At 75.1% G+C, this 21,473-nt stretch carries 2 protein-coding genes; both read left to right on the top strand.

Annotation, left to right across the window (positions count from 1 at the left end; translation table 11 throughout):
- Nucleotides 1-53 precede the first annotated feature (53 nt).
- Nucleotides 54-9,752 (top strand): non-ribosomal peptide synthetase, encoded by a 9,699-nt coding sequence (locus AC6F7H_RS00135; protein WP_500754434.1) that lies wholly within the window; start codon nt 54-56, stop codon nt 9,750-9,752.
- Nucleotides 9,749-21,190: an amino acid adenylation domain-containing protein gene (locus AC6F7H_RS00140; RefSeq protein ID WP_500754435.1), complete on the top strand. Its 11,442-nt coding sequence runs from the start codon at nt 9,749-9,751 to the stop codon at nt 21,188-21,190. Before AC6F7H_RS00135 ends, AC6F7H_RS00140 begins: the two co-directional genes overlap by 4 nt.
- Nucleotides 21,191-21,473: the final 283 nt, after the last annotated feature.

Raw genomic sequence — 21,473 nt, forward strand, 5'->3', positions numbered from 1 at the left:
CACACCGCCCCGGCGCCGACCGCCCCGCCCACCCTCCGAGTGAAAGCACACACATGACTGCCTCCTCGCACACCACGCACACCGCGCCCGGTGGCACAGCCGCCGACACCGTCTACGCCTTCCCCTGCTCGTACGCCCAGGAGGGACTGTGGCTGGCAGACCGGCTCAGCCCCGGCGCGGCCGCGTACAACGTGCCGGCGGCGCTGCGGCTGCGCGGCCGGCTGTCCGCGGACGCGCTCGCCGCGGCCCTGCAGGACCTGGTGGACCGGCACGAGGCGCTGCGCACCACGTTCGGGGAGGTGGACCACGCGCCGGTGCAGTTCGTCCACGAGCGGCTCGCCGTCGCACTCGACCGGGAGGACCTGACGGGGCTGCCGGCCGACGAGCGCGAGCCGCAGGCACTGCGCCTGGCCCGGCAGGAGGCGGCCCGCGGCTTCGACCTGGCGGCCGACCCGCTGCTGCGGGCCCGGCTGCTGAAGCTCGGCGACGAGCACCACGTCCTGCTGCTGACCCTCCACCACATCGTGGCCGACGGTTGGTCGGTGGGCGTGATCCTCCGCGAGCTGGGCGAATTCTTCCGCGCCCGCAGCGCCGGGGCCGGGGCCCTCCTGCCGGATCTGCCGCTGCAGTACGCCGACTACGCGGTCTGGCACCGCGACCGCCTCGACGCCGCGGAGCGCGACCGGCTGCTCGACCACTGGCGCAGCACCCCCGTGGCCCGCGCCGAACCGCTCGAACTGCCCTGGGACCACCCGCGGCCCGCCGAGCCCACCGGGGCCGGCCACCGCACCACCGCCGCCCTCGCCCCCGAGCTCACCGGCGCCCTGCGCGAGCTAGCCCAGAGCCATGGCGTCTCCCTGTTCATGGTGCTCGCCGCCGCCTACGCCACCGTGCTGCACCGCCACTCCGGGCAGCCGGACATCGTTCTCGGTACCCCCGTCGCCAACCGCGGCGCCATCGACACCGAAGGCCTGATCGGCTACTTCGTCAACGTCCTGCCGCTGGCCGTCGACCTGGACGGCGCCCCGGCCTTCACCGAGCTGATCGGCCGGGTCAGGTCGGCCGCCCTCGACGCCTTCGCCCACCAGGACCTGCCGTTCGACATGATGGTCGAGGCGCTCCGCCCGGACCGCGACCGGCGCCGCACCCCGCTGTTCCAGGCCATGTTCGCCCTGCAGAACGCCTCCGCGGAGCCCGTCGCCCTGCCCGGCCTCGACACCGAGCTCCTCGACGTCGACAGCGGCACCGCCAAGTACGACGTCAGCCTCCTCGTGGAGGAGCGCGACGGCGGCCTGCACGCCGTCTTGGAGACCAACGCGGACGTCCTCGCCGCGCCCAGCGGTGCCCGGATCCTCGACCAGTGGCGCCAGGTCCTCGAGGCGGTCGCCGCCGACCCGCACGCCCCGGTCACCGGCCTGCCCCGCCCCGCCGGCAGCCCCGTCCTCGCCGGCCCCCCCGAGGACTCCCTGCCCGGCGGCGCCGTCCCGGCCCGCGACGTGCCGGCGCTCGTCGCCGACCGGGCCCGCACCCACCCCGCCCTGGCCGCCGTCGCGGACGCGGAGCAGACCCTCGCCTACGCGGAACTCGACGCCGCCGCCGACCGCATCGCCCGCGCCCTGCGGGCCCGCAGGATCGGCGCCGGACAGCTGGTCGCCCTCCGCTGCGGGCCGTCCGCCGCGACCGTCGCCGCGGTGCTCGGCATCTGGCGGGCCGGCGCCGCCTACGTGCCGGTGGAGCTCACCCTGCCCGAGCAGCGGGCCGAGCGGATCCTCGCGGCCTGCGGCGCGTCCGCGGTCCTCACCGGCCGCGACCGGATCGCCGCCGGAACCGCCGAACCGGGCGCCCTCGCTGTGGAGGACCTCGCCGCGGTGGACCTCCACGACGAGCGGGCGGAAGCCGGCGGCCCGGCCCCGTTGCCGCCGATGGACCCGCACGGTCTGGCCTACGTCCTCTACACCTCGGGCTCCACCGGAACCCCGAAGGGCGTGATGGTCTCGCACGCCGGGCTCGCCCGTTACGTCCGCTGGGCCGCGCAGGAGTACGCCGCCGCCGACGGCTCCGGCGCCCCGGTCCACTCGCCGCTCGGCTTCGACCTCACCCTCACCAGCCTCCTCACCCCGCTCGCCGCCGGCCGCACCGCCGTCCTCGTCGACGGCGCGGACGGCGTCGAGCAGCTGACCGCCCTGCTGTCCCGGCAGGACGGCTTCAGCCTCCTGAAGATCACCCCGGCGCACCTGGAGCTGCTGGAGCGCACCCTCGCTCCGGAGCGGCTGGCCCGGGCCGCGGGCACCTTCGTGGTCGGCGGGGAGGCGCTGTCCCCGGCGCTGGTCCAGCGGATCGCGCGGAAGGCGCCGGGCGTGCGGATCGTCAACGAGTACGGGCCCACTGAGACCGTCGTCGGCTGCTGCGTGCACACCGTCACCCCCGCCGACGCGTCCGCGGTGACCGTCCCCATCGGCACGCCCGTCCCCGGCACCCGCCTGTACGTCCTGGACGGGGCGCTCCGCCCGGTCCCGGACGGCGTGCCCGGCGAGCTGTTCATCGCCGGCGGCCAGGTCGGCTGGGGCTACCTCGGCGCGCCCGGCCAGACCGCCGAGCGCTTCCTGCCCGACCCGTACGGCGGCCCCGGGGAGCGCATGTACCGCTCCGGCGACCTGGTCCGCCGGCTGCCCGGCGGCGGCCTGGAGTACCTCGGCCGCCTCGACCACCAGGTCAAGATCCGCGGCTTCCGCATCGAGCCCGGCGAGATCGAGGCCGCCCTGCTGGCCGAGCCCGGCATCGCCGAGGCCTTCGTCACGACCCGCACCGACCGCGCCGCCGACCCCCGCCTCGTGGCGTACGCGGTGCCTCGCGGAGACGCGGTGCCTCGCGGAGACGCCGGGCCCGTCGACCCGGCCACCGTACGGGCCCGGCTCACCGCGCTGCTGCCGGCCTACATGGTCCCCGCGGCCGTCGTGGTGCTGCCCGCGCTGCCGCTGACCCGCAACGGCAAGGTGGACCGGGCGGCTCTGCCCGCCCCCGGCGCCCTCGACTTCGTCCGCCCCGCCCACGAAGAGCCCCGCGATGGTACCGAGCGGATCCTGGCCGGCATCTGGTCCGAGGTCCTCGGCATCGGCCTGCCCGGCCGCGCCGACAACTTCTTCGACCTCGACGGGCACTCGCTGACCGCGACCGGCGTCGTCTCCCGCATCCGCGAGCGCCTCGGGGTGGACGTCCCGCTGCGGGCGCTCTTCGAGGCCCCCACCCTCGCCGCGCTCGCCGAAGCCGTCGACCGCCTCCGCACCGGGCCCGCGCCCGCCGCCGGCTCTCCGGCCGCCCCCGCCCCGGAAGCCCCGGCCGCCCCCGCCCCCGAAGGGGCCCGGCCGGACGTCCTTTCCTTCGCCCAGCAGCGGCTCTGGTTCCTCGACCAGCTCGACCCCGGCACCCCGCTCTACAACGTGCCCGCCGCCCTCCGCCTGACCGGACCGCTCGACACCACGGCCCTCACCGGCGCGCTGGCCGACCTCACCGCCCGCCACGAGGCCCTGCGCACCGCGTTCCCCGCGGACGCCGACGGCACCGGCCGCCCCGACACCGCACCGTCGGTGGAACTCCCCCTCACCACCATCGACCTGACCGGCCTCACCCCCGGCGAACGAGAAGGGGAGTGGGCGCGCCTGGCCGCACGCGCCGCCCGCACCCGCTTCGACCTCTCCCGGCCGCCGCTGTGGTCCGCACAGCTCCTCACCCTCACCGAGCAGGAGCACGTCCTGCTGGTGACCGTCCACCACATCATCTCCGACGGCTGGTCCGTGGGCGTCCTGCTGCGCGACCTCGCCGAGCTGTACCGCTCCCGCATCGACGGCACCCCCGTCCGCCTCCCCGAACTCCGCTCCCGCTACGCCGACCACGCCCACCGCCTGCGCGACGCCCTCGACAGCGGAGCCCTCGACGGGCAGCTCGCCCACTGGCGCGGCCGCCTCACCGGACCGCTGCCCGTCCTCGACTTGCCCTCCGACCGGCCGCGGTCGGCCGGCCCGCGCCGCGGCGCCGAGCTGCTCCACGACTGGGACGGTACCCTCACCCGGGATGTGGAGCGCTTCTCCAAGGAGCACGGCGTCACCCCGTTCGTCACCCTGCTCACCGCCTTCTACGCTTTCCTCCACCGCCACACCGGGCAGACCGACGTGATCGTCGGATCCCCGGTCGCCGGGCGCACCCGCCAGACCACCGAGGACCTCGTCGGCTGCTTCGTCAACGTCCTGCCGCTGCGTGCCTCGGTCACCGGCGACCTGCCCTTCGACGCCCTCCTGCGGCACGTCCGCGAGCGGGCCGTGGAGGCGTACGACCACCAGGACGTGCCCTTCGAGCGGCTCGTGGAGGAGACCGGCACCGGCCGCGACCAGACCCGCACCCCCCTCTTCCAGGTCATGTTCGGCCTGCAGAACACCCCCGGCGCCGAACTCGCCCTGCCCGGCCTCACCGTCGCCGACCTCCCCGTCCACTCCGGCACATCCCGCTTCGACGTGACCGTCCTCCTCGAACCCCGCGACGGCGCCCTGCGCCTGCGCCTGGAGTACGACAGCGGCCTCTTCGACGCGGCCACGGCCGAGCTGTTCGCCCAGCGCTACCGGGCGCTGCTGCGCGGTGCCCTCGACCGCCCCGCCGCCCCCGTCGGCGAACTGCCCGTCATGGCCGCCGAGGAAGAGGCCCGGATGCTCTCCGGGCCCGGCGCCGCCGACGTCCCCTTCCCCGTCGACCGGACCTTCCGCGAGCTGTTCGAGGAGCAGGTCCGGCGCACCCCCGGTGCCGTCGCCGCCGTCGACGCGGACGGCAGCGTCACCTACGCCGAACTGCATGAACGCGCCGCCCGCTGCGCCGCGGCACTGCGCGCCGCCGGACTGCGCCCCGGCGAGCGGGTCGCCCTGCTCGCCGAACGCTCCACCCGCTTCCTCACCGCCGTCCTCGGCGTCTTCACGGCCGGCGCCGCCTACGTCCCGCTCGACCCGATGTACCCGACCGCCCGCCTGGCCCGCATCCTCACCGGCAGCGGCGCCGCGCTCACCGTCCACACCCGCGCCACCGGCGCCCTGCTCGACCGGATCACCGCCGACGGCGCCCCCGCGGGCCGAACCCTCGTCCTGGAGGACGCCCTCGCTGCGGCCCTGCCCGACCCCGCACCCTCCCCGGTCGAGGACGCACCCGGCGACCTCGCCTACGTGATCTTCACCTCCGGCTCCACCGGCGTCCCCAAGGGTGCCATGGTCGAGCAGGCCGGCATGGTCAACCACCTCTACGCCAAGATCCACGACCTGGGCATGACCGGCGGCGACACCCTCGTGCAGAACGCCTCCGTCTGCTTCGACATCTCCGTCTGGCAGTTCCTCGCCCCGCTGCTGCTCGGCGGCCGGGTCGTCATCGCGACCGACGAGCAGGCCCACGACCCGATACTGCTCTGGGCGCTCGCCCGCGACCACGGCGCCACCCTGCTGGAGACCGTCCCCTCGATGCTCCGGGCCGCCCTCGCCGACCCGGCCCTCCCCGAGGCCCCCGCCCTGCGGCTGCTGATGCTGACCGGCGAAGCCCTCGACCCCGTACTGGTCCGCGCCTGGCTCGCCCGCGACCCCGGCATCCCCGTCGTCAACGCCTACGGGCCCACCGAGTGCTCCGACGACGTCACCCACGCCACCCTCACCGCCGCACCCGCACCCCACCAGACCCGCGCCCCGATCGGCCTGCCCGTCCCCAACATGCGCCTGTACGTCTGCGACGCGCACGGCCGCCTCGTCCCCGCCGGCGTGCCGGGCGAGTTGTACGTCGGCGGCATCGGCGTCGGCCGCGGCTACCTCGGCGACCCCGCCATGACCGCCCGCCGGTTCGTGCCCGACCCCTACGGCCCGCGCCCCGGCGGCCGGCTCTACCGCACGGGCGACCTGGTGCGGCTGCGCGGCGACGGCGCACTGGAGTTCCTCGGCCGCATCGACCACCAGGTCAAGATCCGCGGCCACCGTATGGAGCTCGGCGAGGTGGAGGCGGCCCTGGCCCGTCACCCCGCCGTCGCCGACTGCGCCGCCGCGGCCCGCCCCGACCCCTCCGGCGAACTCCGTCTCGTCGCCTACGTCGTCGGCGAAGCCCTGCCGTCCGCCCGCGACCTGCGCAGCCACGTCACCGCCCTCCTCGGCGAACACATGACCCCCAGCCACTTCACCACCCTCGACGCCCTGCCGCTCAACTCCAACGGCAAGGTCGACCGCAAGGCCCTGCCCGCCCCCGACTGGCACTCCGCCGACAGCACCACCCGCGCCCGCGTCCAGCCCCGCGACGACGTCGAGGAGGCCGTCACCCGCGTCTGGGCCGACGTCCTCGGACTGCCCCGGGGCATCGGCGTCACCGACGACTTCTTCGACCTCGGCGGCCACTCCCTCCTCGCGGTCCGTGCCGTCGCCGCCCTACGCACCGAACTCGGCAAGGACATCCCGCTGCGCACCCTGTTCGACGCCCCCATGGCCGAGGACTTCGCCGCCGCCGTCCGGGCCCTCGCCGCCACCCCCGCCACCACCGGCATCCCCGCCACCGCACCCGGCGGGCCCGAAGAACTCTCCTTCGCCCAGCAGCGCATGTGGTTCTTCGAGCAGCACACCCCCGGCACGCACGTCCTCAACATGTCCGGCGCCTACCGCATCCGCGGCCCCCTCGACCCCGACCGCTTCGCCGCCGCACTCACGTCCACCGCCGCCCGCCACGACACCCTGCGCACCGTGTACGGCGCGAAGGACGGCACTCCCTACGCCCGGGTCCTCGACCCCGCACCGGTCGAGTTGCCCCTGCACGACCTGCGCAACCTGCCCTCCGCCCGCCGCGAGGAACACCTCGCCGTCCTCGCCGCCGCCGAGTCCGCCCACGTCTTCGACCTGGCTGCGGGCCCCGTGCTGCGCACCGCCCTCGCCCGCCTTGACGACGCCGAATGGGTCCTGTTCGTCACCGTCCACCACATCGCCGCCGACGGCGGCTCCGTCGGCATCCTCCTGGAGGAGACCCTCCGGGCCTACACCGGCGCCGAGCCCGACGAGACGCCCGACCGGGCCCGGTACGCGGACTGGGCACGCCACCGGCGCGCCGTCCTCGACGGCCCAGAAGGCCGCGACCTGCTCGCGCACTGGCGGAGCACCCTCGCCGGGGAACTGCCCGTGCTCACCCTCCCCGCCGACCGGCCGCGCACCGCACAGCAGACCTTCCAGGGCTCCCTCACCACCGCCGCCATCCCCGCACGGCAGGCCCGCCGGCTACGCGAACTGTCCCGGCGCAGCGGAACCACCCTCTTCATGACGCTCCTCGCCGGATTCCAGGCCACCCTCCAGCGGCTCACCGGCGAACGCGACGTCATCGTCGGCACCCCCGTCGACGGGCGCTCCCACACCGCCGTCCAGCGCACCGTCGGCTGCTTCGTCAACACCCTGCCCATCCGCACCGATGTCGACCCCGACGCCGACTTCACCGCCCTCCTCGGCCGCGTCCGCACCGCCACCATCGACGCGTTCGCCCACCAGGACGTGCCGTTCGAACGGATCGTCGCCGAGGTCTGCCCGGACCGCGACCGGTCCACCACCCCGGTCTTCCAGGTGCTGTTCAACATGCTCGACCCGCAGGACCCCCTGTCCGGGCACCCCGCCGACGGCCTGGAGGTGCAGCCGTACGGCGCGCAGCTCCTGCGCTTCGGCGCCAAGTTCGACCTCAGCCTCTACGTCCGCGACCGCGGCGACGAAGGCCTGGAGCTCACCGCCGTCCACAACAGCCTCCTCTTCGACGACGCCCGCATCCGCGACCTGCTCGAGCGGCTCACCGCCCTCCTCGACGCGGCCGCCGAGGCCCCCGACACCCCGCTCGCCCGTCTTGCCCCCCGCCCCACCCGACTGGACGACACCCTCCCCGACCCCGCCGAGCCGCTGCCCGCCCAGTGGTCCGAAGGCCTGCTGGAGCGGCTCGCCCACCATGCCGCGCACACCCCGGACGCGGTCGCCGCCGACGACGGCACGAACCGCTGGACGTACCGCCGGCTCGCCTCCGGTGCGACGGCCGGCGCCGACCTGCTCACCCGCCACGGCGTGGGCGCCGAAGACGTCGTCGCCGTCCTCGCCCACCGGCACGCCGCCCTGCCCGCCGCAGTGCTCGCGGTGCTGCGCACCGGTGCCGCGTTCCTGCTCCTCGACCCCGACCACCCCGCCGAGGTGCTGCGCCGACGGGCCGAGACGGCCGGATGCCGGATCGCGCTCGTCCCCGGCGACACCACCGGTGCGACGACCCTGCTGCCGGACCACTGCACCGTCCTCACCCTCCCCGCCGGCCCCGTCGACGAGCCGGCGGCGCGCCCCGCCGACCACCCCGCCGACGCCCCGGCCGAGCAGCCCGACGCCGTCGCCTACCTCGCGTTCACCTCCGGCTCGACCGGGCAGCCCCGCGCCGTCGCCGGCACCCAGCGGGCTCTCACCCACTTCCTGGACTGGCACACCCGCCACCACGGCCTCGGCCCGCAGGACCGGGTCGCCGCCCTGTCCGGGCCCTCCCACGACCCGTTCCTACGCGACCTGTTCACCCCCCTGTGGTGCGGCGGCACGCTCCTGCTGACCGATCCCGCCACCGTCCGGGACCCGGACCGGCTCGCCCGGTGGCTGGGGGAGCGGGAGGTCTCCGTCATCCACCTCACCCCCTCCCTGGGACGGCTCCTCGCCGCGGCCGCCCCCGACCTGCCGCTGCCCGCCCTGCGCCGCGCCTTCTTCGGCGGCGAGGCCCTCACCACCACCGACTGCCGGGACCTCGCCCGGCGGGCGCCCGGCGTGCGCTGCACCGCGTTCTACGGGGCCACCGAGACCCCGCAGGCCATGGGCGTCCAGGACGTCGGCCCCGAGGCGGACACCCACCGGACCGTCCCCCTCGGCCGCGGCATCCCCGGCGTCCAACTGCTCGTGCTCACCGCCGACGGGCGCCGGGCCGGCGTCGGCGAACTCGGCGAGATCGCCGTCCGCACCCCCTACCTGTCGCTCGGCTACCCGCACGACCCGGAACTCACCGCCGCCCGCTTCACGCCCGGCCCCGGCGGCGACCGGGTCTACCTCACCGGCGACCTGGGACGCCACCGGCCCGACGGGGCCGTCGAGTACGCGGGCCGGGCCGACCGGCAGCTGAAGATCCGCGGCCACCGCGTCGAACCGCGGGAGATCGAGGCGCACCTCGCCGCCCACGGCGGCGTCGCCCACGCCCATGTGGCGGCCGCCGGCCCCGATTCCGTCCACGCCCACGTCGTGCCCGCGCAGGGCGTGCCGCCCACGGAGGGGGAACTCGCCGACTGGTGCCGCCGGGCCCTGCCCGACCACCTGGTCCCCGCCGGGTTCACCTTCCACGACCGGCTGCCGCTGACCGCCAACGGCAAGATCGACGAAGCGGCCCTGCGACACGGGCACGCCGCGCCCGCGGCGCCCGTGGCCCCCCGCACCGACGTGGAGGCGGCCGTCCACGCCATCTGGCGCGAGGTGCTGCCCGGCCGGGAGTTCGGCGTCGAGGACGACTTCTTCGCCGTCGGCGGGCACTCCCTCGCCGCCGCACAGGTCCTGGCCCGGCTCCGCCAGGCGTTCGAACTCGACCTGGACCTCGCCGCCCTGTTCGACGCCACCACCGTCGCGGCCCTGGCCGCACTCGTCGAGGAACGGCTCGAAGCCGAGCTCGACGCCCTGACCGATGACGAGATCTCCGCCCTGCTCAGCGAGGAGCACGCCTCATGACCGAGACCCACACCCTCCCCAAGACGGCCGCCGCCGAGGCCCGCCGCAGGCTCCTCGCCCGTCGCCTCGCCGCCCGCGCCACCGCCGCCCCCACCACGGCCACCGCCGCCTCGACCAGGGCGACCGCCGCCCCGGCCCCGGCCGCCACCGCCCCCGCAGCCGGTCCGGACCGCCCCACCCCGTCCCAGCTGCGCCTGTGGATGCACCAGCAGGTCCACCCCGACAGCACCGCCTACACCATCTGCGACGCAGTCCGGCTCACCGGACCCCTCGACGCGGACACCCTCCGCGCCGCCGCCGCCGACGTGGCCCGCCGCCACGAAGCGCTCCGCACCACCTTCCACACCGAGGACGGCGTCCCCGTCACCCACACCCACCGGGACCTCGCCCCCGAGCTGACCGTCCACCAGGCCGCCGCCACCGGCCTCGACCCCCTCGTCGAACGGGTCCTCGCCCGGCCCTTCGACCTGGCGGTCGGCCCGCTGCTCCGCCTCGACCTGCTCGCCGAAGCCGGGGACAGCCACGTCCTCGTCATCTCGATGCACCACATCATCGGCGACGGCTGGTCCATGTCCCTGCTGGTCCGCGAGATCACCACCGCCTACCTCCGCCTCGTCGGCCGCCCCGCCCCCGAGCCCCGGCCCCTGCGCACCACCTGGAGCGCGATCGTCCGGGAGCACTTCGCCCGGCACACCGCCGGCGAGTTCACCTCCCAGCTCGATTACTGGAAGAGCCACCTCGCCGCGGCCGACGAGCCCGCCGCAGCGCGCACCCACGACACCGACGCGGACACCGCGGGCGGCAGCGTCCCCGTCACCCTGCCGCCGGCGCTCGCCCAGCGGCTCCAGGCCGCCTGCCGCGCACACCGCGTCACCCCGTACATGGCCCTGCTCGCCGCGTTCTCCCTCGTCGTCGCCCGCCGCACCGGCACCGCCCGCCCGGTGATCGGCACCCCGGTCGCCGGCCGGCTCCGGCCCGAGACCGAGGACGTCATCGGCTACTTCGCCAACACCCTCCCCCTCACCGTGGACACCGCCGGCGCCGCGGACGCCGCCGAGCTCTGGCACCGCTGCCGCACCGCGACCCTGAGCGCCCTCGCCCACCAGGAGGTCTCCCTCGCCGAGATCACCGAGGCCGTCCGCCCGCACGCCGCCCCCGGACAGCCGCTCTTCCAGGCCCTGTTCGCCCTGCAGAACTACCCGTACGAGCCCGTCGAGCTCGACGAGCTGACCGTCACCCCCGTCGCCCTGCCCAAGCGCGAGGCCAAGCTCGACCTGAGCCTGTACCTCTACGAGCACGACGGCGGCTTCGCCGGCTACCTCGAACACCGCCACGCCCGCTGGGACGCCGACGGCGCCGCCCTGGTCGCCGCCGACATCGTCCGCACCGTCGAAGCCATGACGGCCGACCCGGCCGCCCCCCTCGACCGCATCGCCCTCGTCCCGCCCGCCGAGCGGAGCCTGCTGCTCACCGCCCGCACCGGCCCCGACCGCCCCCGCCCGGCCACCACCCTGCACGGCCTGTTCCAGGCTTCCGCGGCCGCCACCCCCGACGCCGTCGCCCTCGTCGACCACGACGGCACCGAGCTCACCTACGCCCAGACCCTGGCCCGCGTCAACCGGCTCGCCCGCCTGCTCCGCGCCCGCGGCGCGGCCGCCGGCGACCGCATCGCGCTGCTCCTGGAGCGCGGCGCCGACCTCGTCGTCGCCATGCTCGCCGTCACCACCGCCGGCGCCGCCTTCGTGCCCGTCGACCCCGCCTACCCGGACGGCCGCGTCCTCGCCATGGTCCGCGGCTCGGGCGCCTGCCTCGTCCTGGCCGGCCGCGGCCAGGCCGCCCGCGCCGCCGCCACGGGCGCCGCCACCCTGGTCCTGGAGGACCTCGCCGAGGAACTCGCCGCCCTGCCCGCGCACACCCCGGACAGCGGCGTCACCCCCGCCGACCTGGCCTACATGATCTACACCTCGGGCTCCACCGGGACCCCCAAGGGCATCGGCGTCACCCACCGCGGCGTCGTCAACCACAACCTCGGCTGCGTCGAGGTCTTCGCCCTCACCCCCGACGACCGGGTGCTGCACTTCTCCTCGCCCAGCTTCGACGCCTCCATCGAGGAGATCTTCCCCGCCCTGGCCGCCGGAGCCCGCGTCGTGTGCCGCCCCGCCGACGCCATCACCACCTTCCCCCGATTCGACGGCTTCACCGCCGACCGCGGCATCACCGTGCTCGGCCTGCCCACCGCGTACTGGGAGCGCTGGTACGAGCACCTGCACGACGGCGGCACCGGCCCGGCCCCCTCCGTACGGCTGGTCACGCTCTCCGGGCAGCGCGTCAACCCCGAGTCCGTGCGCCGCTGGCAGGACGACCCCCGCACCGCCACCGTCGAACTGGTCAATACCTACGGCCCCACCGAAGCCACCGTCACGACCAGCACCCACGCCGTCGCCGGCACCGCCGGCCGGGCCCCCGCCGGCGACATCCCCATCGGCAGCCCCTGGCCCGGCTACCGCCCCTACGTCCTCGACGACCGGCTGCGCCTCCTGCCCGACGGAGCCGTCGGCGAACTGTGCATCGGCGGCCCCGGCGTCAGCCTCGGCTACCTCGGTGCGCCCGCCGCGACCGCCCTGCAGTTCGTCCCCGACCCGTACGCCGCCGAACCGGGCAGCCGCATGTACCGCACCGGCGACCACGTCCGCTGGCGCCCCGACGGCACCCTGGAGTTCGTCGGACGCATCGACGGCCAGGTCAAGATCCGCGGCAACCGGGTCGAGCTCGGCGAGGTCGAGACCTGCCTCGCCGCCCACCCGGCCGTCGCCCAGTGCGCCGTCCTCGCCTACCCCGACGGCCACGGCGACCAGCGCCTCGGCGCCCACGTCGTGCTCCGCGACGACACCGTCGGCGTCGAGCTCGCCGCCCACCTCGCCGCCCGCCTGCCCGCCTACATGGTCCCCGCGGGGTTCGCCCGCCACGACGCACTGCCGCTGACCCCGAACGGCAAGGTGGACCGTCGCGCCCTGCCCGAACCGGCCGCCGCCGCCACCGACTCCGTCCCGCCGGCCGGACCCGACGAGGAGGCTCTCGCTCGCCTGTGGCAGGACGTCCTGGGATGCGACCAGGTCGGCCGCGGCGACGACTTCTTCGCCCGCGGCGGCACCTCCCTGACCGCTACCGTCCTCGCCTCCCGCATCGAGCGCGACCTCGGCCGCGCTCTCCCCCTCGCCGACATCTTCACCCACCCCACCCTCGCGGCCATGACCGCTCGCCTCCCCCTCGCCGCCCGTGCCGTCGGCGCGCCCATCGCCCCGGCCCCCGCCGGCGACGACCACCCCGCATCCCCCGCCCAGCGCCGCATCTTCCTCATCCAGAACACCACCGGCGCCGGCACCAGCTACAACATGCCGATGGCGTTGCGCGTGGACGGGCCCGCCGACCCCGCCGCCCTGCACAACGCCCTCCAGCGCCTCGTCGACCGGCACGAATCGCTGCGGACCACGTTCCGGCTCGACCTCGCGTCCGGTGAGGTCCGCCAGCAGATCCACGCCGCCATGCCGGCCGACTTCGCGGAGCACCCCCTGGACAACCCGGCCACCGGCACGGTGCTCGACGACGTCCTGACCGCCCTCGTCCAGCCGTTCGACCTCTCCGAGGGCCCGCTCGTCCGCGCCCGCTGGCTGCGCACCGGTCCCGACACCGGCGTCCTCTTCCTCGACATCCACCACATCGCCGCCGACGGCACCTCACTGCAGATCCTCGTAGAGGAGTTCCTGACCTTGCTGGACGGCGCCGAACTGCCCGCGGTCGCCACCCAGTACAAAGACTTCACGCACTGGCAGCTGACCCGCGGAGCCGACCGCGACACCGCCCTGCGTGAGCACTGGACCCGCCGCGTCGAGGACCTGCCGCAGCTCACCCTCCCCCTGGACCGGCCCCGCTCCGACCAGTACGGCACCGAAGGCCTCACCACCGCCTTCGGTCTCTCCCCGACCGACACCGCCGCCCTCGCCGACCGGGCCCGCGCTGAGGGGGCCACCCTCAACATGGCCCTGCTCGCGGCCCTCGGCACCCTCCTGGGCCGGTGGGCCGACCAGGACGAGGTCGTCATCGGCTCCCTCGTCGCCGGACGCCACCACCCCGACCTCGACCGCACCGTCGGCATGTTCGCCAACTTCCTCCCGGTCCGCGTCAAGTCCGCCGCCCACGACGACTTCCGCACCCTCCTCACCCGCACCCGGACGACCGTCCTCGCCGACTACGACCACCAGGAACTCCCGTTCGACCAGATCGTCGAACTCGCCGGCGCCGCCGCCCAGACCGGCCGCAACCCGCTCTTCGACACCATGCTGATCTTCCACGGCGACCGCGGCACCGACGGCCCCGGCCGCCACGGCGACCTGTCCTTCGCCCCTGTCGAAGTCCGCCACGGCACCGCCAAACTCGACCTCAAGCTCGACGTGTTCCCCACACCCGAAGGCGGCCTGCACATCAAGGCCGAAGCCAACCGGGCCCTGTTCGACGAGGACACCGTCGCCCGGTTCGGCCGTCAGTTCACCGACCTCTGCGCGGCAGCGGCCGCCCGGCCCGCCACCCCGCTGCCCGACCTCGCCCCCCTCACCCCGCACGAGGCCGACGACCTGCGCACCCGCCGCGAGCGCATCCACGGCCGTCGCCTCGGCCTCTCCGTCGTCGCCTCCTACACGGCCGAGCCGCTCCTCGACCCGCTGCGCTGGTGGTGCCGCCGCTTCGGCTTCGACGCTAGAGTCGGCTTCGCCGGATACGGCCAGGTCTTCCAGGAGCTCCTGGACCCCGCCAGCGCCTGGAACACCGCCGCCCACCCCGCCCTGCTGCTCGTCCGCTTCGAGGACTGGCTCGCCGACACACCCGCCGGCCAGGACTCCGCAGGCGCCGTCGCCCACCTCGAACGGACCTACGGCGAACTCCTCGACGCCGTTCGCGGCTGCCGGGCCGCCGCCCCCCGCCTCGTCGCGGTCCCCCCGGCCGCCCCCGCCGCCGAAGGCCCGCTCGCCGCCGCCGTCACCGCGCTCACCGACCGGTGGCGCACCGACCTCGCCGCCCTCCCCGGCATCACCACCATCGACCTGCCGGCCGCCGCGGACCGCTTCGGGCTCACCCGCTGGGACGACCCGGCCGCGTACGAGCTCGGCCGCATCCCCTACACCGCGGAGTTCTTCGTGGTCGCCGCCACGGAGGTGGCCCGCCGCCTCCTCGCCGGCCTGCTGCCCCCCTTCAAGGTCATCGCCGTGGACGCCGACAACACCCTGTGGCGCGGCGTCGCCGGCGAGGACGGCCCCCTCGGCGTGGAGGTCGACGAAGCCGCGGCCGCCGTCCAGCGACTGCTGCTGCGCAAGCGCTCCGAGGGCATGCTTCTCGCCCTGGTCAGCAAGAACGCCGAGGCCGACGCCCGCGCGGTGTTCGACACCAACCCCGGCATGCTGCTCGGCTGGGACCACTTCGCCGCCGTACGCGCCAACTGGACGGCCAAGTCGCAGAACCTGCGCGACATCGCCGACGAGCTCAGCCTGGGCCTGGACAGCTTCGTCTTCCTCGACGACAGCGGCGCCGAATGCGCCGAGGTCGCCGCGGCCCTCCCGCAGGTCCTCACCCTGCACCTGCCCGAGGACCGCGACGAGCACGCCCTCTTCCTGGACCACGTCTGGGCCTTCGACACCGCCGTCGTCACCGACGACGACCGGCAGCGCGCCGACCGCTACCAGGCCGAGCGCGCCCGCCGCGAAACCGAGAGTGCCGCCCCCTCCGTGGAGGCGTTCCTGGAGGGCATGGAACTGGAGGCGTACTTCACCCCCCTCGCCGACGGCGAACGCGAACGCGCCGCCCAGCTGACCCGCCGCACCAACCAGTTCAACCTCAGCGGACTGCGCCTGAGCACCGACCAGCTCACCGCACGCCAGGAGGGCCCCGCCACCGCGGCCCACGTCCTGCGCGTCCGCGACCGCTTCGGCGACCACGGCCTGACCGGCGTCGTCCTGTCCACCCTCCACGGCGACGTCCTGGAGCTGGACAACGTCCTGCTCAGCTGCCGCGTACTGGGCCGCACCGTCGAGGAGGCCGTCCTCGCCGGACTGCGGACCGTCTGCGAGGACACCGGCGCCACCCTCCTGCGGGCCCGCTTCCACGCCACCGAGCGCAACGAACCCGCCCGCACCTTCCTCGACCGGTACGGCTTCACCCCCGCCGACGACACGGCGACCCTGTGGGAGCTCCCCGCCGAGCGGCTCCCGCACACCCCCCGCTTCGTCACCCTGCACCGCGCCCTGCCGACGGCACCCGCCCCGGCCGCGCCCGGCACCACGCCGGCCGCCCACCCGCCGCTGGACCACATCGGTGTCGCCGTCGCGGAACCGCAGGCACCCGTCCAGGCCCTCGCCGCACTCGGCTACACCCCCGGCGACGTCGTCCACGACCCGCACCAGCACTCCCTGCTGCGCATGCTGACCCACCCGGCCCGGCCCGCCGTCGAACTCGTCGCCCCCGTCGACGCCACCTCGCCGAGCCACGGCGTCCTGGAGCGCTTCGGCGAGCGCCCCTACCACCTGTGCTACCGCGTGCCCTCCCTGGACGACACGCTGCGCACCTGGCAGGCGGCGGGGATCGCCTTCGACCCCGTCGGCGAGCCCGCCCCGGCCGTGCTGTTCGGCGGCCGCCGTGTGCAGTTCCTGTCCGTCGCCGGCGTCGGCCTGATCGAGCTGCTGGAGACCGGCACCGCCGACGACACCGCCACCGGACCCGAACAGGACACGGCCCGCATCACCCTGCTCGTCGCCGATCTGGACCGGGCCGCCGCGTTCTTCGCCCGGCTCGGCTACCGCCCCGGAACCGTCGCCCTGCCCGAATCCCAGGACCCCGACCAGCAGGACGCCGCCACCCGCACCCTGCGCCGCCCCGGCTCCGCCCCCCTGCTCCTGGTCCAGCCGCTCCGCGGCAGCGACCTGGCCGCCCGCCTCGACGCCGGCGGCCCCCGCCCCCTCCACCTCCGCCTCGCCGGCCCCGACGGCGAGGCCCCGGCACGGCCGCCCTACCTGGCGCCGCTCCCCGCCGCCGGCGACCCCGCCCCGGGCGCCCCGCGGTCCGAACCGCGCTGGCCCGAGGCCCTGCCCGCGCCGGCCGTCGCCGGACCGGCACCCCATCCCCACCTCGTCCCGCTGCGTCTGCCCGTCGCCCGCGACCTGCTCGCCGCCGTCGCCCGCTCCTCGGGCGCCGCCACCGCGGGCCACACCCCGTACGAAGCCCCCCGCACCCCCCTCGAAGCCGCGATCTGCGCCGCCTTCGCCGACGTCCTCGGCATCCCGAAGGTCGGCATCCGCGACAGTTTCTTCGCGCTGGGCGGGCACTCCCTGCGCGCGGTCACCCTCCTGGCCGGCCTGCGCCAGGGCACCGGGCCGGCCGTCGAACTCCACCAGCTCTTCGACCACCCGACCCCCGCCGCGCTCGCCGAGGCGGTCGGCCGGCAGGCGGCCTCCGGCCCGCACGTCCTCGCCCGCACCCCCGCCGGACCCGTCCAGCCGGCGTCCGCCGCCCAGCGCCGCTTCTTCGTCCTCCACGAACTCGACCCCCTGAACACCCACTACAACCTGCCGCACGCCATGGAGGTCACCGGCGACCTCGACACCGACCGGGTCCGCGCCGCCTACCGGAGCCTGCTGGAGCGCCACGAGATCCTCCGCACCTCCCTGCGCGTGGAGAACGGCGAACCCGTCCAGGCCGTCCACCCCCTCGACGAGCTGCCCGCCGACATCTCCCTCACCACCGACGACCGCCCCGCGGACCAGGTCCTCGCCGCCTTCGTCCGCCCCTTCGACCTCGTTCGCGCCCCGCTGATGCGGATGGCCGTCGTCCGCCGGCTCTCCCCGCCGGAACGCCCCGTCCACCTGCTCCTCTTCGACATCCACCACATCGCGGCGGACGGCGTCAGCCTCGCCCTGCTCGTCTCCGAGTTCCTCGCCCTGTATGCGGGACGGGACCTCCCGCCGGCCCGCCAGTACCGCGACTGGGCCGCCCACGAGCGCACCGCGGAACACCGGGCCGCCCTCGCGGAGCACGAGGCGTACTGGCTGTCCCGGTTCGACCGGCTGCCCCCGCACCTGGACCTGCCCACCGACTTCCCCCGCCCGCCGGTCCAGTCCACTGAGGGCGACTCGATCCGGTTCACCGTGCCCCCCGAGGCGACGGCCCGACTGGAGCAGGTCGCCCGCGACGCCGGCACCACCCTGTACGCGACGCTGCTCGCCGCGCTCTACGTCACCCTGTGGCGGCACACCGGCCAGACCGACCTCGTGGTGGGCAGCCCCTTCGCCGGCCGCACCGTCCCCGGCACCGAGTCGATGGCCGGCCCCTTCCTGGGCACCCTGCCGATGCGCGCCGCGCTCGAGCCCGGCGACACGTTCGCCGCGCTCCTCGACCAGGTCCGTACGGCCGCCGCCGAGGCACTGCGCCACCAGGACTACCCGTTCGAGGAACTCGTCGACCGACTCCAGCTGGAACGCGACCCCAGCCGCAACCCCCTCTTCGACGTCATGTTCGCCTTCCAGAACATGACCAGCAGCGACACCGGCACCGACACCCTCGACAGCCCGCACGACTCCGCCGATCTGCGCCAGCTCGACATCGACACCGGGCGCAGCCTGTTCGACCTGGAACTGTTCGCCCACCCCCGGGACGGCCTCCTGGAGTGCCGCCTCGACTTCGCGACCCGCCTGTTCCGCAGGGAGACCGCCCAGGCCCTGTGCGACCGCTTCGGCGCCGTACTGCAGCAGATCGGCCTCGACCCGCGGCTGCCCCTGGCCCGCATCGACGTACTCGACGCCGCCGAGCGCGCCGAGCTGACCGCGGGCCTCGGCGCCCGACACGCGGAGAACCCCGCCGGACAGACCGTCCTGTCGCGGATCGAGGCCGTGGCCGCCGCTACCCCCGACCGGATCGCGCTGGAGAGCGGCACCGCCCGTCGCACCTACGGCGAACTCGACGCCGCCGCCCGCACCGTCGCCGACGGCCTGCTCAGCCGCGCCGCCCTGGCCCGTGAGCAGCTCGTCGGCATCCTCGCCAGCCGCGGACCCCTCCTCGTCGAGGCCGTCCTCGGTACCTGGAAGGCGGGCGGAGCCTACATCCCGCTCGACCCCCGCCACCCGGCTGCCCGCAGCCTGGGCATCCTCGCCGACGCCGGCTGCCGCGTCCTCTTGGCCGAACCGCACCTGCTCACCGACGAACTGCGTGACGGCTTCGAGGGAACCGTGCTGCCCTTGCCCCCGGCCGCCGCCCCCGCCCCGGGCAGCGCGCCGGAGCCCGAGCGGGCTGGCACCGCCGTCACCCAGGACGACCTCGCCTACGTGCTGTTCACCTCCGGCTCCACCGGTCGCCCGAAGGGCGCCATGGTCGAACAGCGCGGCATGCTCAACCACATGTTCGCCAAGGCGGAGGACCTCGGCCTCGACGAGACCACCGTCCTCGTGCAGAACGCATCGCAGTGCTTCGACATCTCCGTCTGGCAGATGTTCGGCGCGCTCGTCCTCGGCGGCCGCACCCTCGTCTGCGACGACGAGACCGCCGCCGACCCACGGGCCCTGCTGGCCACCGTCGCCGAACGCCGTGCCACCGTCCTCGAGGTGGTCCCCTCGATGCTGGAGGTGATGCTGGACCTGCTGGACCGGGAGCCCGCCGCACTGCCCGCGCTGCGCGCTCTCGTCCCGACCGGGGAAGCACTGCCCCACTCCCTGGCACGCCGCTGGCTGACGATGTTCCCCGACATCGCCATGGTCAACGCGTACGGCCCTACCGAGGCCTCCGACGACATCACCCACCAGCTGCTCACCGCACCACCCGGCGCCGGCTCCGTCCCCATCGGACGGCCCATCCGCAACGCACGCGTGTACGTCGTCGACCCGACCGTCCCCCTGGGCACCCCAGGCGGCGGTGCCCTCGCGCCGCGCGGCGTCCAGGGTGAGATCTGCGTGGCCGGTCCGTGCGTGGGCCGCGGCTACGTCGGCGACCCCGAGCGGACCGCCGCCGCCTTCCACAAGGATCCGTTCGTCGGCGGGCGGCTCTACCGCACCGGCGACATCGGTCGCTGGCTGCCCGACGGCACCCTGGAGTTCCTCGGCCGCAAGGACCACCAGGTCAAGATCCGCGGGCACCGCATCGAACTCGGCGAGGTGGAGGAGGCGATGACCGCCGACACCGAGGTGAGCATGGCCGCCGTGACCGTCCGCGACGACTTCGGCAGCGGCCCCCGCCTCGTCGCGTACGCGGTGCCGGCCGCCCCGCACCAGGACCGGGTGGCCTGGGCCGCCGCCGTCCGCGACCGGCTGGCCGGCCGACTCCCCGTGTACATGACGCCTGCGGTGGTCGTTCCGCTGGACCGGCTGCCGGTCACCCCGAACGGCAAGATCGACCGCAAGGCGCTCCCCGCTCCGGTCTCCGCCGACGTGCGGGCCGCCGAGCTCCCGCTTTCCGGCGCCACCGAGGAGCTGGTGGCGGAGCTGTTCGCGGAGGTCCTGGGAGCAGGTCCGGTGGACGCCGCGGCCGACTTCTTCGCCCTGGGCGGCCATTCCCTGAAGGTCGTCACCCTCCTCGCCCTGCTCCAGCAGCGCACCGGGGTGCGGCTGCCGCTGGCGGGCGTCTTCCAAGGGCCGACCGTGCGCGAGATCGCCGCCCTGGTGGACCGGGCGGGCGACGCGGGCGGTACGACGCCGGGGCGGCACGTGATGGCCCGCCTCGGCCGGTCCGAGCACCAGGAGAAGCTGTTCCTCTTCCCGCCGATCGCAGGCTGGGGCCTGGTCTACCTGCCGCTCGCCGAGCTGCTGCCCGGGCAGTCGGTGTACGCCTTCGACTTCGTCGAGGAGGAGCACCGCATCGGCCTCTACGCGGACCTGATCGAGCGCGAGGCCCCGGCCGGGCCGCTGCGGCTCGGCGGCTACTCGGCAGGCGGCAACCTCGCCTTCGAGGCGGCCCGCGAACTGGAACGCCGGGGCCGCGAGGTCGAGCGGATCGTCCTCTTCGACAGCGCACCGCTGACGAGAGAGCCCGGCGGGGACGCCGACGACGACGGGATGGAGGAGGCCGGGGAGCCGCTGTCCGACCGCATCCGCAGGCACATGCAGGAAGGGCTGCGCCAGTTGGACCCACTGCTCGCCGAGGCGCTCTCAGCCCCGGAGATCCAAGAGATGGCCGCAGCCCGGCGGGTGCGCTACACGCAGTACTGGGACGCCTTGGTCCACACGGGGACGGTCGGCGCGGATCTTGTCCTGGTCACGGCCGACCCCACGGAGCTCGGACCGCGCGAGGAGGACCGGTGGCGGACCCTCACCACAGGTGCAGTCCACGTGGTGAGGGGCTCGGGCCGTCACTCCGAAATGGTGTCGAGCCCGCACGTCCAAACCAATGCAAAACTTCTGAACTTCACAGAAAAGTGACACACCGTTTTCGGTGACAAAGCTCAAACCCGCAGTCTCCCTTCAATTCGAAGGGAGACTGCGGGCGAGGTCGGGACGGTTCATATGAGAATCGGGGCTACCACCTCGAGGCTTTGCCCTCGGCCGACATGCAGGCGTTGTCCACTTGATCACAATGCGGACCAGGTGTTTCCCTTCAGTCGATCCTGGAGGTGAAATGCCCCACATCTTGGCTGAATGGCAATGCTCAAGGCACCCTCGTCCCACCCTCAAGTAATTCGGGACACGGTTCGACCACACTTCG

It is taken from the genome of Streptomyces sp. MMS24-W38 (assembly GCF_059889265.1).

What these genes read in the sequence shown, in the direction of transcription:
- AC6F7H_RS00140 (WP_500754435.1), top strand. Translation starts at nt 9,749, where the DNA reads ATGACCGAGACCCACACCCTCCCCAAGACGGCCGCCGCCGAGGCCCGC.
- AC6F7H_RS00135 (WP_500754434.1), top strand. Translation starts at nt 54, where the DNA reads ATGACTGCCTCCTCGCACACCACGCACACCGCGCCCGGTGGCACAGCC.